This window comes from Serratia silvae (assembly GCF_023282985.1).
GTDB classification, from domain to species: Bacteria; Pseudomonadota; Gammaproteobacteria; order Enterobacterales; family Enterobacteriaceae; genus Chania; species Chania silvae.
The window spans coordinates 62,346-80,343 of sequence record NZ_JAGQDC010000002.1; the positions used below are offsets into that span (position 1 = coordinate 62,346).

Sequence of the window (17,998 nt, forward strand, 5' to 3'; positions counted from 1 at the left end):
AAAAATTGCCGCCACCAGGTATTGGGCTAAACGAAATCATATCAACACCAGAGTAGGGTGTTGGTCGCGACAGAAAGGAGAGGAATATAATGGAGTATAGGTTAAGTAGTTTAAGCATATATGATATGGAAGATAAACGTATGCTTTATGTCGGCGTGACAGTGCATAATAGCGATGATGATGATTGTCGGGACGATACGCATTTTAATATTCACATGCCTTATGACCGCGAAAATACATTAGCTTTCATTGAACAACAGAGCATCGCAATCGCCAAAGACAGAATTCGCAAGGCAGCTGCTGGCCTGGATAAGGATGTATCCTCTGTTGCTTAATATGTTCGTTACCCTATGTTTTTAAATAGGGTAACGAACAACGGGCGCTGCATGCAACGCCCCTACAGAACGGTTTTGTCAGCAGTCTCAAGCCCTCCTTTCAGAGGGCTTCCCATTACTCGACTTCCGCCGCTTCCCCGGTGATACGGCGGTGTTTGCGGAATTTGCGCAGCAGCGGGGGTAACACCAACACCACGACGGCCAGCACCAGCAGGCATTGGGCAATGGCGCTGCTCCACAGAATGCCAAAGTTCCCATTGCTGATAGACAATGCCCGGCGCAGGTTCTGCTCCAGCATTTCCCCCAGTACAAACCCCAGGATCAGCGGCGACATCGGGAAGTGCATTTTGCGCAGGATATAGCCAAACACCCCTAACCCCACCATTAACAGTAAATCGAAGGTGGTGCTGTGCACCGCATAGACCCCAACGGCGGATACGGTAGCGATCGCCGGTACCAGGAACCATAGCGGCACGGTCAGCATACGGGTGAACAGGCCAATCAAGGGGATGTTCATGATCAACAGCATTACGTTGGCGATCAGCAGCGCGGCGATCAGTCCCCAAACGATATCCGGCTGTTCGGTGAACATTGCCGGGCCAGGGGTGATGTTATATAGCGTCAATGCGCCCATCATCACCGCCGTAGTGCCTGAACCCGGAACACCCAGAGTCAGCATCGGAATAAATGAGCCGCAGGCGGAAGCGTTATTGGCGGCCTCCGGCGCGGCGACGCCACGAATATCCCCTTTACCAAACGACTCGCTGTTGCCGCTGATGCGCTTTTCCGTCATATAGGTGAGCGCACTGGCAATGGTCGCCCCGGCACCGGGCAGAATACCGACGAAGAAACCGACAAAGGAGGAGCGCAGGGTAGGGCCAACGCACTCGGCAGCCTCTTTACGGTTAAACAGCATACGGCCGGTTTTGCGGATCAGCTTCTGGCCCGTGCTGGTGCTTTCCAGCATCAGCAAGATCTCGCTGACCGAGAACAGCCCGATCACCACTACAATAAACTGAATGCCGTCGGAGAGGTGTACGCTGTCGAAGGTGAAGCGATACACGCCGGTATTGGCGTCCACCCCTACCGTGGCCAGCCCCAGACCGATCAGGGCCGCCAGCAGGGATTTCAACGGGTTCTGGCTCATCATGCTGCCAAGGCAGGCAATGGCAAAGACCATCAGGGCAAAGTATTCTGCCGGGCCAAACGCCAGTGACCAGCGGGCCAGCATTGGGGCGAACAGAATAATGCCGATAATGGCGACCAGCGAGCCGGTGAAAGAGCTGACCGCGGAGATCGACAGGGCAACCCCTGCGCGGCCCTGCTGGGCCATAGGGTAGCCATCCAGCGCGGTCATGATTGCGGCGGCATCCCCTGGGACGTTGAGCAGGATCGACGAGATCCGCCCGCCGTATTCACAGCCGATATACACCGTAGCCAGCAGGATCAGGGCCGACTCGGCGGGTAGCTTCAAGGCGAAAGCCAGCGGTAAGAGGATCGCCACGCCGTTGATCGGGCCAAGGCCCGGCAGCAGCCCGACGATGGTGCCCACAAAGCAGCCGATCAGGGCAATCATCAGGTTCTGGGGCAGCAGCGCCACTTCGAACCCTTGTGATAAATACATCCAGGTTTCCATTATCGCTCCCGTTAGCTCAGCCAAACGCCGAGTGGCAGTGTGACATCCAGTAAATAATCAAAGGCGTAAAACAGCACAACGCCCATCACGGTGCCAGAAATCAATGCGGCCTTGATGCTGGCCTGGAACAACAGACCGATGCTGAACGTCAGCAGGGCCGTGGCCAGCGGGAAGCCGAGCCACTCGAATCCCCAGGCGTACAGCACCAGCGTGACCACCAGTGCCAGCAGACGTTGCAGCACTTTGCTATGCGGCCACTCGACGAACTGTGGCCGACGCAACAGCAGCAATGCGGCACACAGGGCCATCAGGCTCAGGATGGTCAAAGGGAAGGGGCGTGGCCCCAAAGGTTCGTAGCTGTATTCGCTCTGGATGCCCCAACCGAGAAACAGGCCGCCGCCGCACAGTAGCAACCACAGAGCCGCAAAAATACGATCGCTCATGCCAATTCCCCCGGTTATTTGGCCAGCCCGAACGCTTTGGCCTGTTCACGATACTGGGTTACCTGGTTTTTCACATAGGCATCCAACTCCTTGCCGGTCAGGTTGAATTCAAACAGGCCGCGCAGATCGCGCTGTTGCTTGAACTCCTCGGTTGCCATCATGGTTTTGAAGGTGTCGATCCACCACTGATACTCGGCTTCGCTGACCTTTGGGCCAAGGTAGAAACCACGGATGATCGGCCACACCAGATTGAATCCTTGCTCTTTGGCGGTAGGGACGTTTGCCAGCTCGCCTGGCAGGCGCTCTTCGGCATACACTGCCAGCACACGCAGCTTATCTCCCTTCAGGTAAGGCACCATCTCGCTCAGATCGCCGGATACCGCCTGAATGTGATTACCCAACAGCGCGGTCACCGGTTCGCCGCCCCCTTCAAACGCCACATAGCGCATCTTGTGGGGATCAACGCCAACTTCACGGGCCAGCAGGGCGGTTTTCATCCAGTCCTGGCTGCCAATGGAGGCTCCGGCACCAAACACCACGCTGTTTGGGTCTTTTTGGAAGGCTGTCATCAGGTCTTTCAGCGTCTTGTAAGGCGAATCGGCGCGTACGGCGATCATGCCGTAATCGGTACCCACTGCCGCCAGCCATTTCACATCATCCACGTTGTAGCGGCCAAACTTGCCTTGCGACAGGTTCAGCAGGGAACCGCCAGAGAACGCCACCACGGTGCCAAATTCGGCTGGCCGCTGAGCAACGATGGCGTTATAGGCAACGGCTCCCACGCCGCCGGGCATATAGGTGACGCGCATCGGCTTATCAATAGCCTTGGTTTCTTGCAAGGAGACCTGAATAAGTTTGCAGGTGAGATCGAAGCCTCCGCCGGGTTTGGCCGGAGCGATACATTCGGTGCGTTTTGGCGCCTCCACGGCGAACGCCTGGTTGGCGGCGAACATCAGAACAGTGGCGGTAAGCGTACGGGTAATTATTGTTTTCATGACGTTTCCCCATCGGTTTTGTTTCAGTTTGTGAGAATCCCCGCTGACACGGGGTTGCCAAATTGTTAAAACATAAACCTTTCATTTACCTTTCAGCGACCGGGAAAGTTTACAGGATGTGATATGCGTCTCTTGTTAGTGGAAGATCACCCCGAGCTGGCTCATTGGTTGCAGAAAGCCCTTACCGGCCTTGGGTTTGCGGTGGATGTGGCGATAGACGGCGTGGCGGCAGACCATCTGTTATTGCACGAAAAATATGCGCTGGTGGTGTTGGATGTCGCACTGCCCCGGCTCAACGGGCTGGAGCTGTTGGCACGGCTGCGTAAGCGTGGGCAGGCTCTGCCAGTGTTGCTTTTGACGGCTCGTACCGAGGTGGCCGATCGGGTTAAAGGGTTGAATCTTGGGGCTGACGATTACCTCACCAAGCCCTTTGAACTGGATGAACTGGAGGCACGCATCCGGGCGTTGCTGCGCCGCAGCATTGGCGTGACGCAACAGGCATTGCAATACGGTTTATTGACCTATCACGATGAGGGCTACTTCTTGTTGGCAGAAAAACCTCTGTCGTTAACTCCCCGTGAGCTGGCGGTGTTGACCACTTTGATGCATCGCCGTGGCCGCCCGGTCGCCAAGCAGCAATTGTTTGAGCAGGTGTTTACGCTTTCTGACGAGGCTAACCCCGAAAGCATCGAACTTTACGTCCATCGCGTGCGTAAGAAACTCCAGGGGAGCAACGTGGCGATCGTGACGTTGCGGGGTCTGGGCTACAGCCTGGAGCTGTGCGATGAGGTGGTTTAAAGCACCGCGTTCGTTGTTCTATCAGTTGCTGCTGTTCTTTGGTTTACCGCTGCTGATATTGGGTGGGATCTCAATCTACACCCACTATTTCAGCGCGATGAGTGCGGCGACGATGGCCTACGATCGCACCTTATTGGCGTCGGCCCGCACGGTGGCGGAGCGGCTGGTGGTACGTAATCAGCGCCTGGAGGTGGATGTGCCTTATGTGGTGCTGGACAGCTTCGAGCGCAATATGAACGACCGGCTGTACTATCAAGTGATTTCCCCCGGGGGACAGAATATTTCGGGCTATAACGATTTGCCCAAGATGCCACCTTATATTCCCCGCTCCAACCTCTATCCGGCCCTGGTGCATTTTTACGATGCGCACTATCGGGGGCAGCCAATCCGCGTGGCGGCGCTGTTCCAGCCGGTGAATGAGGGCGGAGTGATGGGGATGGCGACCATTCTGGTGGCGGAGACGTTAGCGTCGCGGCGCTATCTGGCGCGGCAGATGCTGCTGGCGGCGCTGCTCAGCCAGGGGACAGTGGTGGTATTGACGCTCATTCTGGCTTACATCCTGCTGAAAAAGCTGCTGCAACCGCTGCGCAAGCTGTCCAGCATGATGCTGCGGCGCGATCCGGGGGAACTGACGCCTTTGCCGATGGTGTTGCCCTGGTCGGAAATGCAACCGCTGCTACTGGCATTCAACCGCTATATTGAACGGCTGCGGTTGATGGTGGCGCGTCAGGAACGTTTTAGTGCCGATGCCTCCCATCAGCTACGTACGCCGCTCACGGTTTTGAAAACCCAGGTTGGTGTGGCATTGGCCAGCGAACGGCCCGATCAGTGGCGTGAGAGCCTGGAAGGGATGAGCGCCACCCTGGACAGTACCGTTGCGTTGACCGACCGCCTGCTGTACCTGTCGCGGCTGAAGGCGCACGAGCATCAGGTCGAGCGTAAGTTGCAGCCGGTTAATCTGGCCCAGGTGTTACGCGACGCCTGTTTTTCGCGCCTGCCGCAGGCCCGCAGTAAGCGGATCGATCTTGGCTACGAAGGTGTGGAAATTTGTTGGGTGGCCGGTGAGGCGTTGCTGCTGGCGGAGCTTTGCGCCAACCTGTTGGATAATGCGCTGAAATACACGCCAATTAAGGGGATCGTGACCGCCCGTTTATTGATGGTGGATGGGCAGGGGCTGTTAGAGATAGAAGACAGCGGCCCAGGCATTGCACAGGATCAGACGGTCGCTGCGCTGCAACCGTTTCGTCGGTTGGATAACGTTGGCGATCAGCCTGGGGCTGGGTTGGGACTGGCATTGGTTAAAGATATTACCGCTTATCACGGCACCCGCCCGGAACTGCTGAGTTCTGACGCGCTAGGCGGTCTGTTGGTACGGATACGCTTTAAGCTGTTGGGGTGAAAGGGGACGTATCTCCCCCTCACCCTCAGTCTTATGGTGTTACGGTGCTTTTTCTACGCCCTAACGGCGTGCGCAGGCGCTGTGACAAAATCACCCCCAGCAGGGCGACACCGCCGCCAATCAGATGGTAGCTATGCAACTGTTCATGCAGGAACAGGACCGCAATTATCGCGGTGAACACCGGAGCCAGGTTCATAAAGATCGACGCCTTGTTGGCGCCCAGGCGCATCACCCCCTGGATCCACAGGAACGGCGCAGCAATCGACGCAGGGATACCGGCAAACAGCACCAGTGGGATGTTCTGGCTGGTAAGCTGCACGTCTTGTGCCATCAGGAAGTTCGGCAACAGCAGCACCACGCCAAACACAATCTGCACATACAGCGACTGCCAGTTGGGTAATGGGATCGCCCAACGTTTGGTCAACACGCCGTACAGGGCGTAGGAGGCCGAAGCGGCGAACATCATCAGTTCACCTTTGCCGATGCCGTGTTGCAGCAGCAGCCCCGGTTGCCCCGCGCTAACCAGCCACACCAACCCACCCAGCGACAGGATACTGCCCAGCGCGATACCCACGGTGGGGGCGACACGCAGGACAAAGATGCCGATTAACACCGTTAACAGTGGGATCAGGGAATTGAGAATGCCCATAAACAGCGCGCTGACGCTGTGCGCGGCGTAATAGGCCAGGCTTTGATACAACACCATCCCCAGCAGACCGAGGATCATCAGTTTCCACCAGTTGGCGCGGATGGCAGGCCAATTGCGGATCGCTCCCGGCAGTGCGAAAGGAGTGAGCACGATCAGCGCCAATGCCCAGCGATAGAAGGAGATGGCCGCCGGATCGATGGCGGTTGCCGATACTTTACTGACTACGGCGTTAATCGACCAGATCAGCACTGCCAGCAGGGGAAAGAGCACGTTCATGATAATAATTCTCAACAACGAATAACATGCTGGCTAGTCTACCTGTGTCCGGTTTATTATATATAGTCAAAATCAGACAGCATTTCGCGAAATCAAGACAACTTCACCATGGCCGAAACCCGTAATTATCCCACCGCAGACGTCGCGGCACCGCGCACGCTGTTTTTCCGCTGCGAAGAAACCAATGCGGATACCGAATATCTGCCGCACAGCCACGACTGGGGGCAGCTGATCTGCGTCAAAACCGGGGTGATCGCGCTGAATATTGCCGGGCAGCGCTTTTTGGCCCCACCGGAGTTTGCCGTCTGGCTGCCGCCGGGGATGGAGCATTCCAGCCATAACCGCAAACCGGTGCTGTTCCGCACCATCAATATCGCCAAATCCTTGTGCGCCGGGTTGCCAGAAGAGGCCTGTTTGATCAACGTATCGCCGGTGTTCAGCGCTATTGTTGAAGATTGTCTGGTGCGCAAAATGCTGGAACCCGCTAGCGAAGAGGATCTGCGCCTGTGCCGGGTGCTGATAGATCAACTGCGGATTTCCCCGGTTCAACAGACCTATCTGCCGACCTCGCAAGACAAGTTTTTGGGGCCAGTGTTACAGGCGTTGGAACGTTGCCCTGCTGACAATACCTCATTGGCGGTGTGGGCCAGTAGGGTATATACCACCGAACGCACGCTTTCGCGCCGCTGCCAGCAGGAATTGGGCATGTCGTTTAGCGAGTGGCGGCAACGCCTGCGTTTTTTACATGCGCTCTCCCTGCTGGAGCAGGGGAAAACCGTGCAGGATGTGGCTTTAGATGTGGGCTACAGCTCGGCTTCCGCGTTTATTGTGATGTTCCAGCAGATCGCAGGCACCACGCCAGAACGTTTCCGCCGGGCATGACCGGTCTCTTGCGTCAACTGGTCCAGACTACATCGAACCGAACGTTCACATCACCCGTCCAGGTACCTTCTGGCAGGGTGCTGTAGTCGGTTACTGCTTTAGTGCCATCAGCCGTCGCGCTGATGATGCTGAAATCGAACTGGTCTTGCGCACTGGTGCGGCCAGGCTGTTTGCCAGCGTTGGCTAATGATTTCAGGCCGTAGCCCAACTTATGGGAGGAGGTATCAATCATGACGGTTTCAGCGGATTTGGATACCGGAGCACCGTGGTAGTTAACTCCCACCTGCAGGGTAGAACCCGAGGTGCCAACCTGAGTCAGGGTGTTGCTGACCAGTGTGGACGTCAGTTTAAAATCGGTTGCGGTTTCTCCACCTTCAACAGTCACGTCAAACTGGCCTTGCTGACTGCTAAAGCCCTTATTGCCTGCCGCATATTGGAAATACAAGTTGCCCGCTGGCGTAACCGTCAATTTGCTGGTGGTATCTTTCACCGCCGTTGCAGACCAGGTAGCCACTGTTTGCGCAGTGGCATCTTCCGCTTGAGCGGTACCAACGGCTGTGAGTGTTGCAACGATCGCCAGAACAAGTGTCGCTTTTTTCATGGTTAACGCCCCTGATTTTCGATTTGTTTCTGCCCGTTAGCCGGTCGCTAACGTGAAGGTTCGCCTCCTTGCGTGATAATTATCGGAAAGAACGCAATAAAGCTTAGAAGAAAAACATCGTTATTTCACCGGGCATAACAAGCTTGGGTTTAGCTACCATTCGGTGGCACACTATTTTGTAGCTTGAGTATCTACTTTCGGAGAATGACGTGAAGATACTGGTTGATGAAAATATGCCCTATGCGGTGGATCTATTTAGCCGCTTGGGGGAAGTACAGGCCGTGCCTGGTCGCCCGATCCCAACCGATGCACTGGCCGGAGCCGATGCCTTGATGGTGCGTTCGGTGACCAAAGTGAATCAGGAACTGTTGGCTGGCACCAAGATCGGTTTTGTGGGCACCGCTACGGCGGGTACTGACCATGTGGACGAGGCGTGGTTGCAGCAGGCGGGGATTGGTTTCTCGGCCGCGCCTGGTTGTAATGCCATTGCGGTGGTGGAGTATGTGCTTTCGTCATTAATGCTGTTGGCGGAGCGCGATGGCTTCTCTTTGCGTGATAAAACCGTTGGGATAGTGGGTGTCGGCAATGTTGGCTCCCGGCTGGATGCTCGCCTGAAAGCCATGGGCGTGCGTACTCTGTTGTGCGATCCACCGCGAGCCGATCGTGGGGACAGCGGCGAATTCTGGCCGTTGGAAAAGCTGGTGGCAGAGGCCGACGTGCTGACGTTCCATACCCCGTTGAACAAGACTGGCCCGTATAAATCGTTGCATCTGGCCAACGCGGATCTGCTGGATGCTTTGCCTGACGATTGCATTTTGATCAACGCCTGCCGTGGCGCCGTGGTACATAACGCCGCATTGCTTAACGTGTTGGAGCGGGGTAAGCGATTGAGTACGGTACTGGACGTGTGGGAGCCGGAGCCGGATCTGAGCGTGCCATTGCTGGATCGGGTGGATATTGGTACGGCCCACATCGCCGGTTACACGCTGGAAGGTAAGGCGCGCGGCACCACGCAGGTGTTTGAAGCCTTTGCCCAGCATCTGGGGCAGCCGCAAGCTATCGAACTGGCCTCTCTGTTGCCGGTGCCAGAGTTCAGCGAAATCCGCGTCAATGGGCCGCTGGATGAAGGCAAGTTAAAACGATTGATGCACTTGGTGTATGATGTGCGCCGCGATGATGCGCCGCTGCGGCAAGTTGCCGGGTTGCCGGGTGAGTTTGATCGCTTGCGCAAGCATTATCAGGAACGCCGGGAATGGTCTTCACTGCGGGTGCAGTGCGATGACAGCGCCAGTGCGGAGCTGCTGTTCAAACTGGGCTTCGGCGTTCTGTAAAGGACAACGCGTAAGGTTGCCTTAAGCAGTAAAGTTTATCGGGCGGTGACTGCATCGCCCGATTGCATTTGAATCAAATACTCTGGAGAAACCCAATGTCTGACGGCTGGAATATCGCTGTGCTCGGTGCCACTGGCGCAGTAGGTGAAGCGTTGCTGGAATTGCTACAGGAACGCCAGTTCCCGGTGGGTGAGCTCTTTCCCTTAGCCAGCGAGCGCAGTGCTGGTGCGACGGTGCGTTTCAACGGCAAATCCCTGCTGGTGGAAAACGTAGAAGAATTCGACTGGTCGCAGGCGCAACTGGCGTTCTTTGTTGCCGGCAGCGAAGCTGCGGCCCGTTACGCCGATGATGCGGGCAACATGGGCTGCCTGGTAATCGACACCAGCGGCCATTTTGCACTGGAGCCGGACGTGCCGTTGGTGGTGCCAGGCGTTAACCCACAGGTGCTGGCAGATTACCGCAACCGCAATATTGTGGCGGTGGCCGACAGCATGGTGAGCCAGTTGTTGACGGCGATTAAGCCGCTGACCGAACAGGCCGGGCTTTCCCGCTTGCACGTCACCACAATGATGTCGGTATCGGCACGTGGTAAGGTCGCCGTGGACGATCTGGCTGGCCAGAGCGCGCGTTTGCTGAACGGTATACCTGCGGAGCCGGGCGTGTTTGCCAAGCAGTTGGCGTTTAACCTGTTGCCATTGATGACCGATGAGCAGGGTAGCGTGCGTGAAGAGCGTCTGATTGTCGATCAGGTGCGTAAGGTGCTACAGGACGAAGGGCTGCCGATTTCGGTAAGCTGCGTTCAGTCGCCGGTGTTCTACGGCCACGCGCAAGTGGTGCATCTGGAAGCGCTGCGCCCAATCGCCGCAGAAGAAGCTCGGCACGAGCTGGAGCAGGCTGAAGACATCCAACTGAGCGAAGAAGACGATTACCCGACTCAGGTTACCGAAGCTTCCGGCAGCGATATGCTGAGCATTGGCTGTCTGCGCAATGATTACGGTATCCCTGAGATGCTGCAGTTCTGGTCGGTGGCCGATAACGTGCGCTTTGGCGGCGCGTTGATGGCGATCGAAACCGCTGAACGGCTGTTGCAGGAGCAGATGTACTGATGTCCGAGGTGGAGTTGCCAACCCAGCCAATGCTGAAAATTGCGCTGGGGATTGAGTATGACGGCAGCCGTTATTACGGCTGGCAACGTCAGCAAGAGGTCACCAGCGTCCAGGCCTGCCTGGAAAAAGCGCTAAGCAAGGTGGCGGATGCGCCGATTGGCGTATTCTGCGCCGGGCGAACTGATGCCGGGGTGCACGCTACCGGGCAAGTGGTGCATTTCGAAACCGCTGCCCAGCGCAAAGACGCTGCCTGGACGATGGGGGTGAATAGTCATTTGCCGCCGGATATCGCGGTACGCTGGGTCAAAGAGGTCAGCAGCGATTTTCATGCTCGCTTCAGCGCCACCGCGCGGCGTTATCGCTACATTATTTATAATCATCGCTATCGCCCGGCGGTATTGCAGCAGGGGGTGACGCACTTTTATCATCCGCTGGACGCCGATCGTATGCATCGTGCCGCGCAGGCCTTGCTGGGGGAAAACGACTTTACCTCATTCCGGGCGGTGCAATGCCAGTCACGTACGCCGTGGCGAAACGTAAAACACGTTAAGGTTTCGCGCTATGGCGAATATATCGTGGTAGATATAAAGGCCAACGCCTTTGTCCATCATATGGTGCGCAACATCGTTGGCAGCTTGATGGAGATTGGCTGTGGCAATCAGGATGAGAACTGGATGGGCGAGTTGTTGGCGCTCAAGGATCGCAGCCTGGCGGCAGCAACCGCCCGTGCCGAAGGCCTGTATCTGGTCGCGGTTGATTATCCAGAGTCGTTTGCCTTACCCCGGCCGCCGATGGGGCCGCTGTTCTTAGCCGACGATTAACTGGCAGGCTGGCAGATTAATACGTTATTTATGGGTGCCAACGCCGGGTGAGAGAGACACCTGGTCAATTGAGAGTGTTTATGGACATCATCAAGTTTTTGATTGATTTTATTTTGCATATTGATGTGCACCTGGCAGAACTGGTCGCGCAATACGGTATGTGGGTTTACGGTATTCTGTTCCTGATCCTGTTTTGTGAAACCGGGCTGGTGGTTACGCCGTTCCTGCCGGGGGATTCTCTGCTGTTTGTCGCCGGTGCGCTGGCCGCATTACCTTCCAACGATCTCAACGTGCATACCATGGTAGCGTTGATGGTGATTGCGGCGGTGATTGGCGATGCTGTCAACTACACTATTGGTCGGCTGTTCGGCGAAAAGCTGTTCAGCAACCCGAACTCGAAAATTTTCCGGCGTAGCTATCTGGATAAAACCCACCAGTTCTACGAGAAACACGGCGGAAAAACCATTATTCTGGCGCGATTTGTGCCGATCGTGCGCACCTTTGCGCCGTTCGTGGCCGGTATGGGGCATATGTCCTATCGCCACTTTGCTGCCTATAACGTGATTGGTGCGCTACTTTGGGTGCTGCTGTTCACTTATGCTGGCTACCTGTTTGGCGACTTGCCGATCGTGCAGGAAAACTTGAAGTTGTTGATTGTTGGCATCATCCTGGTTTCAATTCTGCCGGGCATTATTGAAATCTGGCGCCATAAACGCGCGGTTGCCCGCCAACAAAAACAGTAAAAACACCGCTTAACCCGTCGGTTCGACCAGTTTTTTGTCCACACAATCGGGCCGATATGGTTTAATGAGCGACATTTATGGTCTGTTCCTGTGAACGACACTGAGGCCAATGCCCTGATAGCGCACCCGCTGCGCTTGGCTCGGCATTTTTGCATTGGGTCTGTTTTCGGGGGGATTGTTAAAGCATGAACAGCGGACAGTTGTCTGCCAGGTTCAAACAGAAAGGTCATCGATGAGCTGGATTGAACGAATTCTCAACAAAAGCAATGTTACGCAAACCCGCAAGGTGAGCATTCCTGAAGGGGTCTGGACCAAATGCGATAGCTGTGGTCAGGTTCTTTACCGTGCCGAACTGGAGCGTAACCTTGAGGTGTGCCCTAAGTGCGACCACCACATGCGCATGTCAGCCCGTATGCGTCTGCATACCTTGCTGGATGAAGGCAGTGAAGTGGAGCTGGGCAGCGAGCTGGAGCCGAAAGACGTTCTGAAGTTCAAGGATTCCAAAAAGTACAAAGATCGTCTGGTTGCCGCACAGAAAGCGACCGGCGAGAAAGACGCGCTGGTGGTGATGAAGGGCACGCTGTATGGTATGCCGATCGTCGCGGCCTCCTTCGAATTCGCCTTTATCGGTGGTTCAATGTCCTCCGTCGTTGGCGCGCGCTTTGTCCGTGCGGTTGAGCAGGCGTTGGAAGATAACTGCCCGCTGGTGTGTTTCTCTGCCAGTGGCGGTGCGCGTATGCAGGAAGCGCTGATGTCGCTGATGCAAATGGCGAAAACCAGCGCCGCGTTGGCCAAGCTGCAAGAGCGTGGCCTGCCGTATATTTCGGTACTGACCGATCCGACCATGGGTGGCGTGTCCGCCAGCCTGGCGATGCTGGGCGATATCAACATTGCCGAGCCAAAAGCGCTGATCGGCTTTGCCGGGCCACGGGTTATCGAACAAACCGTACGTGAAAAACTGCCGCCGGGCTTCCAGCGCAGCGAGTTCCTGATTGAAAAGGGCGCTATCGACATGATCGTGCGCCGTCCGGTGATGCGTCAGACCTTGGCCAGCATTCTTTCCAAGTTGACCAACCAGCCGCAGCCGCAGTTGGATGAGCGTGCGCCGGTTATCACTCAGGAAAATCAGGCCGACGCCTGAGGATCAGACAAATACCCGGCATAGGTGCAAGCCCGTGCCGGGTTTCGCTGCCATTTTGTGGCTAAGTTGCGGCGGGAAACGAAGAGCATCGCTTTTGACGTCGTCAGGGTGGTGCGTCTTACGGATTTATGAACCCAAAGTCAGTGATGGGACTCATGCAAAACCACCAAATTCCCCAAGCCACGTCGCCATTGAGCTCGTGGCTTTACTATCTGGAACGTCTGCATAGCCAGGCGATCGAACTCGGCCTGGAGCGTGTGCAACATGTTGCGGCGCACCTCGACCTTCTCACTCCTGCTCCTACGGTATTTACCGTTGCCGGTACTAACGGCAAAGGCACCACCTGCCGCACGTTAGAGGCCATTCTGCTGGCTGCCGGGCTGCGGGTCGGGGTTTACAGTTCACCGCATCTGGTGCGTTACACCGAACGGGTGCGCATACAGGGTGAAGAGCTGAGTGAGACTGAACACAGCCGCTCCTTTGCCGCGATTGAAGCTGGCCGCGGGGAAACCTCGCTGACCTATTTCGAATTTGGCACCCTTTCGGCGTTACAGCTGTTTAAACAGGCCAGGCTCGACGTAGTGATCCTGGAAGTGGGCCTGGGTGGGCGTCTAGACGCGACCAATATCGTCGAGCCAAGCGTCGCCGTGGTGACCAGCATTGCGTTGGATCACACCGATTGGCTAGGCCACGATCGTGAAAGTATTGGCCGCGAGAAAGCGGGTATTTTCCGTGGCGGCAAGCCCGCGGTAGTTGGTGAACCGGATATGCCAAACAGCATTCGGCAGGTAGCGGAAGATCTCAACGCTCAGTTGTATCGCCGTGATGAAGCCTGGTCGTTCAGTGAACAGGGCGAACGCTGGCAATGGGAAGGGGGCGGCACACGCCTGACCGATCTCCCTATGCCTAACGTCCCTTTGGCGAATGCGGCGACGGCATTGGCTGCGCTGCACTATTCGGCGCTGGAAATTGACGAGAAGGCGATTTTTGCCGGTCTACAGCAGGCCGCTTTACCAGGGCGTTTTCAGACCGTGCAGCAGAACCCGCAGCTGATCCTGGACGTTGCCCACAACCCTCATGCTGCGGCCTATCTGGCTGGGCGGTTGGCGAAACTCTCCCGCAATGGCGGTGTGGTTCGCGCGGTGGTGGGAATGCTGTCGGACAAAGACATTGCCGGTACGCTGGCCTGCCTGAATAAACAGGTGGACGAGTGGTATTGTGCACCGCTGGAAGGCCCACGCGGGGCCAGCGCTGAGCTGCTGGCAGAACATTTAACGGAACCACGCACGTTTGCCGATGTCGAAACTGCCTGGCGTCAGGCTATGCAGGACGCGGATATTCAGGATATTGTGATCGTCTGTGGGTCTTTCCACACTGTTGCCCACGTGATGGCGGCGTTAGACGAGAGGCGGGGAGTGTGAGTGGCAAGTAAATTTCAGAATCGACTGGTTGGAACCGTGATTTTGGTTGCCCTGGGGGTGATTGTCCTGCCGGGGCTGCTTGACGGTAAAAAGAAGCATTATGAGGATGAGTTTGCGGCGATCCCGTTGGTGCCAAAACCGGGGGATGCTCATGAAATCGACGTGATCCCACCGGCCAATCAGGCGCTACCCTCAGTGCCGCCTGAAGGGGCTGGCGCATTGGTTGAACAGCAGCAGGCCGCCGCCGAGGCTTCCGCTCAACAGACGGTTAATCAAACCACTCAACCGCGGCAGCAGCCTGCGGTTGTTGTTCCGCCACCCATCGAAACCAAACCGGTTCAGCCAACTAAACCTAAGCCTGTGGAACCTAAACCGGTGGAAGTGAAACCTAAGCCGGTGCCACCACCGCCAAAGGTAGAGCCAAAGCCGGAAGTGAAACCAGAGCCGAAGCCTGAAACCAAACCTGCGGTTGAAGAAAAGGCACCGGTTGGCCAGGCTTATGTGGTGCAGTTGGGGGCGTTGAAGAATGCTGCCAAGGTTAATGAGATCGTCGCTTCGCTGCGCCTGTCTGGGCACCGGGCTTATACCGTGCCATCCACGCCGGTGCAGGGTGAAATCACCCGCATCTACGTTGGCCCGGATGCCTCGAAGCAGAAGCTACAGGCTTCGCTGGCGGAGCTGAATGGGATCAGTGGGTTAAGCGGGCAGGTGAAGGCGTATAGCGCGCGTTGATATACCCGTCGTCTTTCAAGCTGCAGCGTTGTTACCTGCACTATCTCACCCCAGTCACTTACTAAAGTAAGCTCCTGGGGATGAGATAGCTGGGCGCCTAGCTACAACTCGAAATCCATAGGGTATAAGCCAGTAGTTTTTCCTATACCCTTGTAAAATATCAAGAGGGAACTGGAGTAGTGTCACAGCAGCTCACAGCGACTCGGACGATCCACTCTCCCTGTGGGAGAGGGTTAGGGTGAGGGGCCACAGTGCTCAGGAGGAGGATTGCCAAATCACCACTAAAAATGTGCCTTTCACAGGCCTGATGACCTAAGTAGGCGCGGCGATTAGCAATTTTAATACCCGTCATCTTTCAAGCTGCAGCGTTGTTAGCTGCGCTATCTCACCCCAGTCACTTACTAAACGTAAGCTCCTGAGGATGAGATAGCTTGTCGCCTAGCCGCAGCTTGAAATCCATAGGGTAACATCGCCGTTTTTTTATTTGTTACGTGGTGGGAAATCCGCTACGCAAACGTTTTCTTTTTCTGTTAGAATTCGCCGCGATTGGATGCAGGGGCGATTCATCATTGGAATAGTTCATGGTCTGGATTGATTACGTCATTATAGCGTTGATTGGATTTTCGGCTCTGGTGAGCCTGATCCGAGGTTTTGTTCGCGAAGCATTGTCACTTGTGACATGGGGATGTGCGTTCTTTGTCGCCAGCCATTTCTACCCATACCTTGCAGCCTACTTCACCCGTTTTGAAGATGAGCTGGTACGTAACGGCATTGCGATTGCCATTTTGTTTATCGCAACGCTGATTGTAGGCGCTATCGTTAACTATGTGATTGGGTCACTGGTAGAGAAAACCGGATTATCGGGTACCGATCGGGTGCTGGGCGTGTGTTTCGGCGCACTGCGCGGCGTGTTGATCGTGGCAGCGATACTGTTCTTCCTGGATACCTTTACCAGCCTGTCGCAAAGTGCGGACTGGAAACAGTCACAGTTGGTCCCCCAGTTCAGTTACATCATCAGATGGTTCTTTGACTATCTGCAAAGCACGTCGAGTTTCTTACCAACCCAATTACCGGGGCGGTAGCGGCTTAGAGGAAAAGACAACATGTGCGGTATTGTCGGTATCGCCGGTTTTATGCCGGTAAACCAGTCGATTTATGATGCATTGATGGTGCTCCAGCATCGTGGACAGGATGCCGCTGGCATCGTCACTATTGATGCCCATAATGGGTTCCGCCTGCGCAAGGCAAATGGTCTGGTGAAAGATGTATTTGAAGCCCGCCATATGCTGCGCCTGCAGGGCAACATGGGCATCGGCCATGTGCGTTACCCAACGGCTGGCAGCTCCAGCGCTTCAGAAGCTCAACCTTTCTATGTCAACTCGCCGTTCGGCATTACGCTGGCACACAACGGCAACCTGACCAACGCCCACGAACTGCGCCAACAGCTGTTTGAGCGTGGCCGCCGTCATGTCAACACTACTTCCGATTCCGAGATCCTGCTGAACGTGCTGGCTACCGAGCTAGACCGTTTCCCGCATTATCCACTGGAGTCCGACAACATTTTTACCGCCGTTGCCGCGATGCATCAACAGTTGCGAGGCGCTTACGCCTGCGTGGCCATGATTATCGGCCACGGTCTGGTGGCGTTCCGCGATCCTAATGGTATTCGCCCGCTGGTGATCGGCAAACGTGAGCTGGAAGATGGCCGCTGTGAGTACATGGTGGCCTCTGAGAGCGTGGCATTGGATACCTTGGGCTTCGACTTCCTGCGCGATGTGGCGCCGGGCGAAGCGGTGTATATCACCGAAAAAGGTCAGTTGTTCACTCGCCAGTGCGCGGAGAACCCAAAAACCAATCCTTGCCTGTTCGAGTATGTCTATTTTGCCCGTCCTGACTCCTTTATGGACAAGATCTCCGTCTACAGCGCCCGCGTGCGTATGGGGCAGAAATTGGGTGAGAAGATTGCGCGCGAATGGGAAGATCTGGATATCGACGTGGTGATCCCGATCCCGGAAACCTCTTGCGATATCGCGCTGGAGATTGCCCGTATTCTGGATAAGCCGTATCGCCAGGGCTTCGTCAAGAATCGCTATGTTGGCCGCACCTTCATCATGCCAGGCCAACAGGCTCGTCGTAAGTCGGTACGCCGCAAACTGAACGCCAATCGTGCCGAATTCCGCGATAAGAATGTGCTGCTGGTTGATGACTCCATCGTCCGCGGTACCACTTCAGAGCAGATCGTAGAGATGGCGCGTGACGCCGGGGCCAAACGGGTTTATCTGGCTTCTGCCGCCCCGGAGATCCGCTTCCCTAACGTGTACGGTATCGATATGCCGAGCGCGACGGAGCTGATTGCCCATGGGCGTGAAGTGGACGAAATCCGCCAGATTATTGGTGCCGATGGCCTGATTTTCCAGGATCTGGACGACCTGATCGCCGCAGTACGCGAAGAGAACCCGGACATCACCCAGTTTGAATGCTCGGTGTTTAACGGCATCTACGTGACCAAAGACGTTGACCAGAGCTATCTGGAATATCTGGAAACGCTGCGTAATGACGATGCCAAAGCGTTGCGCGGCCAGACGGAAGCAGAAAATCTGGAAATGCATAACGAGGGCTAACGCGCCCGCGTAGCTCACCAAAACGGTGCACCGTAGCGTTGGTTACGGTGCATTGTCTTATTCCCACC

Annotated in this window: 18 protein-coding genes; 13 read left to right on the forward strand and 5 right to left on the reverse strand. The window is 56.0% G+C overall.

Going from position 1 to position 17,998, the window contains the following annotated elements:
• Window positions 1-125 precede the first annotated feature (125 nt).
• Window positions 126-335 (forward strand): hypothetical protein, encoded by a 210-nt coding sequence (locus KAJ71_RS02350; RefSeq protein WP_248944216.1) that lies wholly within the window; start codon window positions 126-128, stop codon window positions 333-335.
• A gap of 115 nt (window positions 336-450) precedes the next feature.
• On the opposite strand, the gene KAJ71_RS02355 is transcribed toward KAJ71_RS02350, so the two are convergent.
• Genes KAJ71_RS02355 through KAJ71_RS02365 form a run of 3 tightly spaced genes read right to left on the reverse strand, consistent with a single transcriptional unit; the run spans window position 451 to window position 3,409 of the window.
• Complete coding sequence (locus tag KAJ71_RS02355) at window positions 451-1,971, reverse strand: tripartite tricarboxylate transporter permease (RefSeq protein WP_248944217.1); 1,521 nt, start codon at window positions 1,969-1,971, stop codon at window positions 451-453.
• An 11-nt stretch (window positions 1,972-1,982) separates the two neighbouring features.
• Window positions 1,983-2,414 (reverse strand): tripartite tricarboxylate transporter TctB family protein, encoded by a 432-nt coding sequence (locus KAJ71_RS02360; RefSeq protein ID WP_248944218.1) that lies wholly within the window; start codon window positions 2,412-2,414, stop codon window positions 1,983-1,985.
• A gap of 14 nt (window positions 2,415-2,428) precedes the next feature.
• Complete coding sequence (locus tag KAJ71_RS02365) at window positions 2,429-3,409, reverse strand: Bug family tripartite tricarboxylate transporter substrate binding protein (RefSeq protein WP_248944219.1); 981 nt, start codon at window positions 3,407-3,409, stop codon at window positions 2,429-2,431.
• Window positions 3,410-3,532: 123 nt separating this feature from the next.
• Here KAJ71_RS02365 and tctD point away from each other — a divergent pair, with 123 nt between their 5' ends.
• Together tctD and KAJ71_RS02375 are read left to right on the forward strand one after the other, a co-directional pair.
• Entirely contained in the window at window positions 3,533-4,207 is a 675-nt protein-coding gene (tctD, locus tag KAJ71_RS02370) for a transcriptional regulator TctD (RefSeq protein WP_248944220.1), read from the forward strand.
• Complete coding sequence (locus tag KAJ71_RS02375; protein ID WP_248944221.1) at window positions 4,194-5,606, forward strand: sensor histidine kinase; 1,413 nt, start codon at window positions 4,194-4,196, stop codon at window positions 5,604-5,606. The genes tctD and KAJ71_RS02375 overlap by 14 nt, the downstream gene beginning before the upstream one ends.
• A 31-nt stretch (window positions 5,607-5,637) precedes the next feature.
• On the opposite strand, the gene KAJ71_RS02380 is transcribed toward KAJ71_RS02375, so the two are convergent.
• Complete coding sequence (locus KAJ71_RS02380) at window positions 5,638-6,531, reverse strand: DMT family transporter (protein WP_248944222.1); 894 nt, start codon at window positions 6,529-6,531, stop codon at window positions 5,638-5,640.
• A 108-nt stretch (window positions 6,532-6,639) separates the two neighbouring features.
• On the opposite strand from KAJ71_RS02380, the gene KAJ71_RS02385 reads away from it, so the two are divergent.
• On the forward strand, window positions 6,640-7,413 hold the full coding sequence (locus KAJ71_RS02385; protein WP_248944223.1) for an AraC family transcriptional regulator: 774 nt from the start codon (window positions 6,640-6,642) through the stop codon (window positions 7,411-7,413).
• 13 nt (window positions 7,414-7,426) lie between these two features.
• Here the strand turns inward: KAJ71_RS02385 and ecpA are convergent, their stop codons facing one another.
• Window positions 7,427-8,014: a common pilus major fimbrillin subunit EcpA gene (gene ecpA, locus KAJ71_RS02390; RefSeq protein ID WP_248944224.1), complete on the reverse strand. Its 588-nt coding sequence runs from the start codon at window positions 8,012-8,014 to the stop codon at window positions 7,427-7,429.
• A 209-nt stretch (window positions 8,015-8,223) separates the two neighbouring features.
• Between ecpA and pdxB the strand changes: the two genes are divergently transcribed.
• The 9 genes from pdxB (at window position 8,224) to purF (ending at window position 17,930) form a co-directional block, all read left to right on the forward strand.
• On the forward strand, window positions 8,224-9,345 hold the full coding sequence (gene pdxB, locus KAJ71_RS02395) for a 4-phosphoerythronate dehydrogenase PdxB (RefSeq protein WP_248944225.1): 1,122 nt from the start codon (window positions 8,224-8,226) through the stop codon (window positions 9,343-9,345).
• A 95-nt stretch (window positions 9,346-9,440) separates the two neighbouring features.
• Window positions 9,441-10,451, forward strand: a complete 1,011-nt coding sequence (locus KAJ71_RS02400) for an aspartate-semialdehyde dehydrogenase (RefSeq protein ID WP_248944226.1) — start codon at window positions 9,441-9,443, stop codon at window positions 10,449-10,451.
• A complete protein-coding gene (gene truA, locus KAJ71_RS02405; protein ID WP_021178578.1) occupies window positions 10,451-11,272 on the forward strand; it encodes a tRNA pseudouridine(38-40) synthase TruA in 822 nt (273 codons plus the stop codon). Before KAJ71_RS02400 ends, truA begins: the two co-directional genes overlap by 1 nt.
• Before the next feature lie 80 nt (window positions 11,273-11,352).
• Window positions 11,353-12,015, forward strand: a complete 663-nt coding sequence (locus KAJ71_RS02410) for a DedA family protein (protein ID WP_248944227.1) — start codon at window positions 11,353-11,355, stop codon at window positions 12,013-12,015.
• Window positions 12,016-12,247: 232 nt separating this feature from the next.
• The gene (gene accD, locus KAJ71_RS02415; RefSeq protein ID WP_248944228.1) at window positions 12,248-13,156 is read left to right on the forward strand and encodes an acetyl-CoA carboxylase, carboxyltransferase subunit beta; all 909 of its coding nucleotides are present in this window, start codon (window positions 12,248-12,250) and stop codon (window positions 13,154-13,156) included.
• A 155-nt stretch (window positions 13,157-13,311) separates the two neighbouring features.
• The gene (gene folC, locus KAJ71_RS02420; protein WP_248944229.1) at window positions 13,312-14,577 is read left to right on the forward strand and encodes a bifunctional tetrahydrofolate synthase/dihydrofolate synthase; all 1,266 of its coding nucleotides are present in this window, start codon (window positions 13,312-13,314) and stop codon (window positions 14,575-14,577) included.
• Window positions 14,578-15,309 carry a cell division protein DedD gene (dedD, locus tag KAJ71_RS02425; RefSeq protein ID WP_248944230.1) on the forward strand — a complete coding sequence of 244 codons (732 nt, stop codon included), beginning with the start codon at window positions 14,578-14,580 and terminating at the stop codon, window positions 15,307-15,309.
• Window positions 15,310-15,890: 581 nt separating this feature from the next.
• Entirely contained in the window at window positions 15,891-16,391 is a 501-nt protein-coding gene (gene cvpA / locus KAJ71_RS02430) for a colicin V production protein (RefSeq protein WP_025120694.1), read from the forward strand.
• A gap of 21 nt (window positions 16,392-16,412) precedes the next feature.
• A complete protein-coding gene (gene purF, locus KAJ71_RS02435) occupies window positions 16,413-17,930 on the forward strand; it encodes an amidophosphoribosyltransferase (protein ID WP_248944231.1) in 1,518 nt (505 codons plus the stop codon).
• The last annotated feature ends 68 nt before the right edge of the window (window positions 17,931-17,998 follow it).

What these genes read in the sequence shown, in the direction of transcription:
- cvpA (WP_025120694.1), top strand. Translation starts at nt 15,891, where the DNA reads ATGGTCTGGATTGATTACGTCATTATAGCGTTGATTGGATTTTCGGCT.
- KAJ71_RS02365 (WP_248944219.1), bottom strand. Translation starts at nt 3,409, where the DNA reads ATGAAAACAATAATTACCCGTACGCTTACCGCCACTGTTCTGATGTTC.
- KAJ71_RS02410 (WP_248944227.1), top strand. Translation starts at nt 11,353, where the DNA reads ATGGACATCATCAAGTTTTTGATTGATTTTATTTTGCATATTGATGTG.
- ecpA (WP_248944224.1), bottom strand. Translation starts at nt 8,014, where the DNA reads ATGAAAAAAGCGACACTTGTTCTGGCGATCGTTGCAACACTCACAGCC.
- truA (WP_021178578.1), top strand. Translation starts at nt 10,451, where the DNA reads ATGTCCGAGGTGGAGTTGCCAACCCAGCCAATGCTGAAAATTGCGCTG.
- KAJ71_RS02385 (WP_248944223.1), top strand. Translation starts at nt 6,640, where the DNA reads ATGGCCGAAACCCGTAATTATCCCACCGCAGACGTCGCGGCACCGCGC.
- purF (WP_248944231.1), top strand. Translation starts at nt 16,413, where the DNA reads ATGTGCGGTATTGTCGGTATCGCCGGTTTTATGCCGGTAAACCAGTCG.
- KAJ71_RS02400 (WP_248944226.1), top strand. Translation starts at nt 9,441, where the DNA reads ATGTCTGACGGCTGGAATATCGCTGTGCTCGGTGCCACTGGCGCAGTA.
- KAJ71_RS02350 (WP_248944216.1), top strand. Translation starts at nt 126, where the DNA reads ATGGAAGATAAACGTATGCTTTATGTCGGCGTGACAGTGCATAATAGC.
- accD (WP_248944228.1), top strand. Translation starts at nt 12,248, where the DNA reads ATGAGCTGGATTGAACGAATTCTCAACAAAAGCAATGTTACGCAAACC.
- KAJ71_RS02355 (WP_248944217.1), bottom strand. Translation starts at nt 1,971, where the DNA reads ATGGAAACCTGGATGTATTTATCACAAGGGTTCGAAGTGGCGCTGCTG.
- tctD (WP_248944220.1), top strand. Translation starts at nt 3,533, where the DNA reads ATGCGTCTCTTGTTAGTGGAAGATCACCCCGAGCTGGCTCATTGGTTG.
- KAJ71_RS02380 (WP_248944222.1), bottom strand. Translation starts at nt 6,531, where the DNA reads ATGAACGTGCTCTTTCCCCTGCTGGCAGTGCTGATCTGGTCGATTAAC.
- KAJ71_RS02375 (WP_248944221.1), top strand. Translation starts at nt 4,194, where the DNA reads ATGAGGTGGTTTAAAGCACCGCGTTCGTTGTTCTATCAGTTGCTGCTG.
- folC (WP_248944229.1), top strand. Translation starts at nt 13,312, where the DNA reads ATGCAAAACCACCAAATTCCCCAAGCCACGTCGCCATTGAGCTCGTGG.
- KAJ71_RS02360 (WP_248944218.1), bottom strand. Translation starts at nt 2,414, where the DNA reads ATGAGCGATCGTATTTTTGCGGCTCTGTGGTTGCTACTGTGCGGCGGC.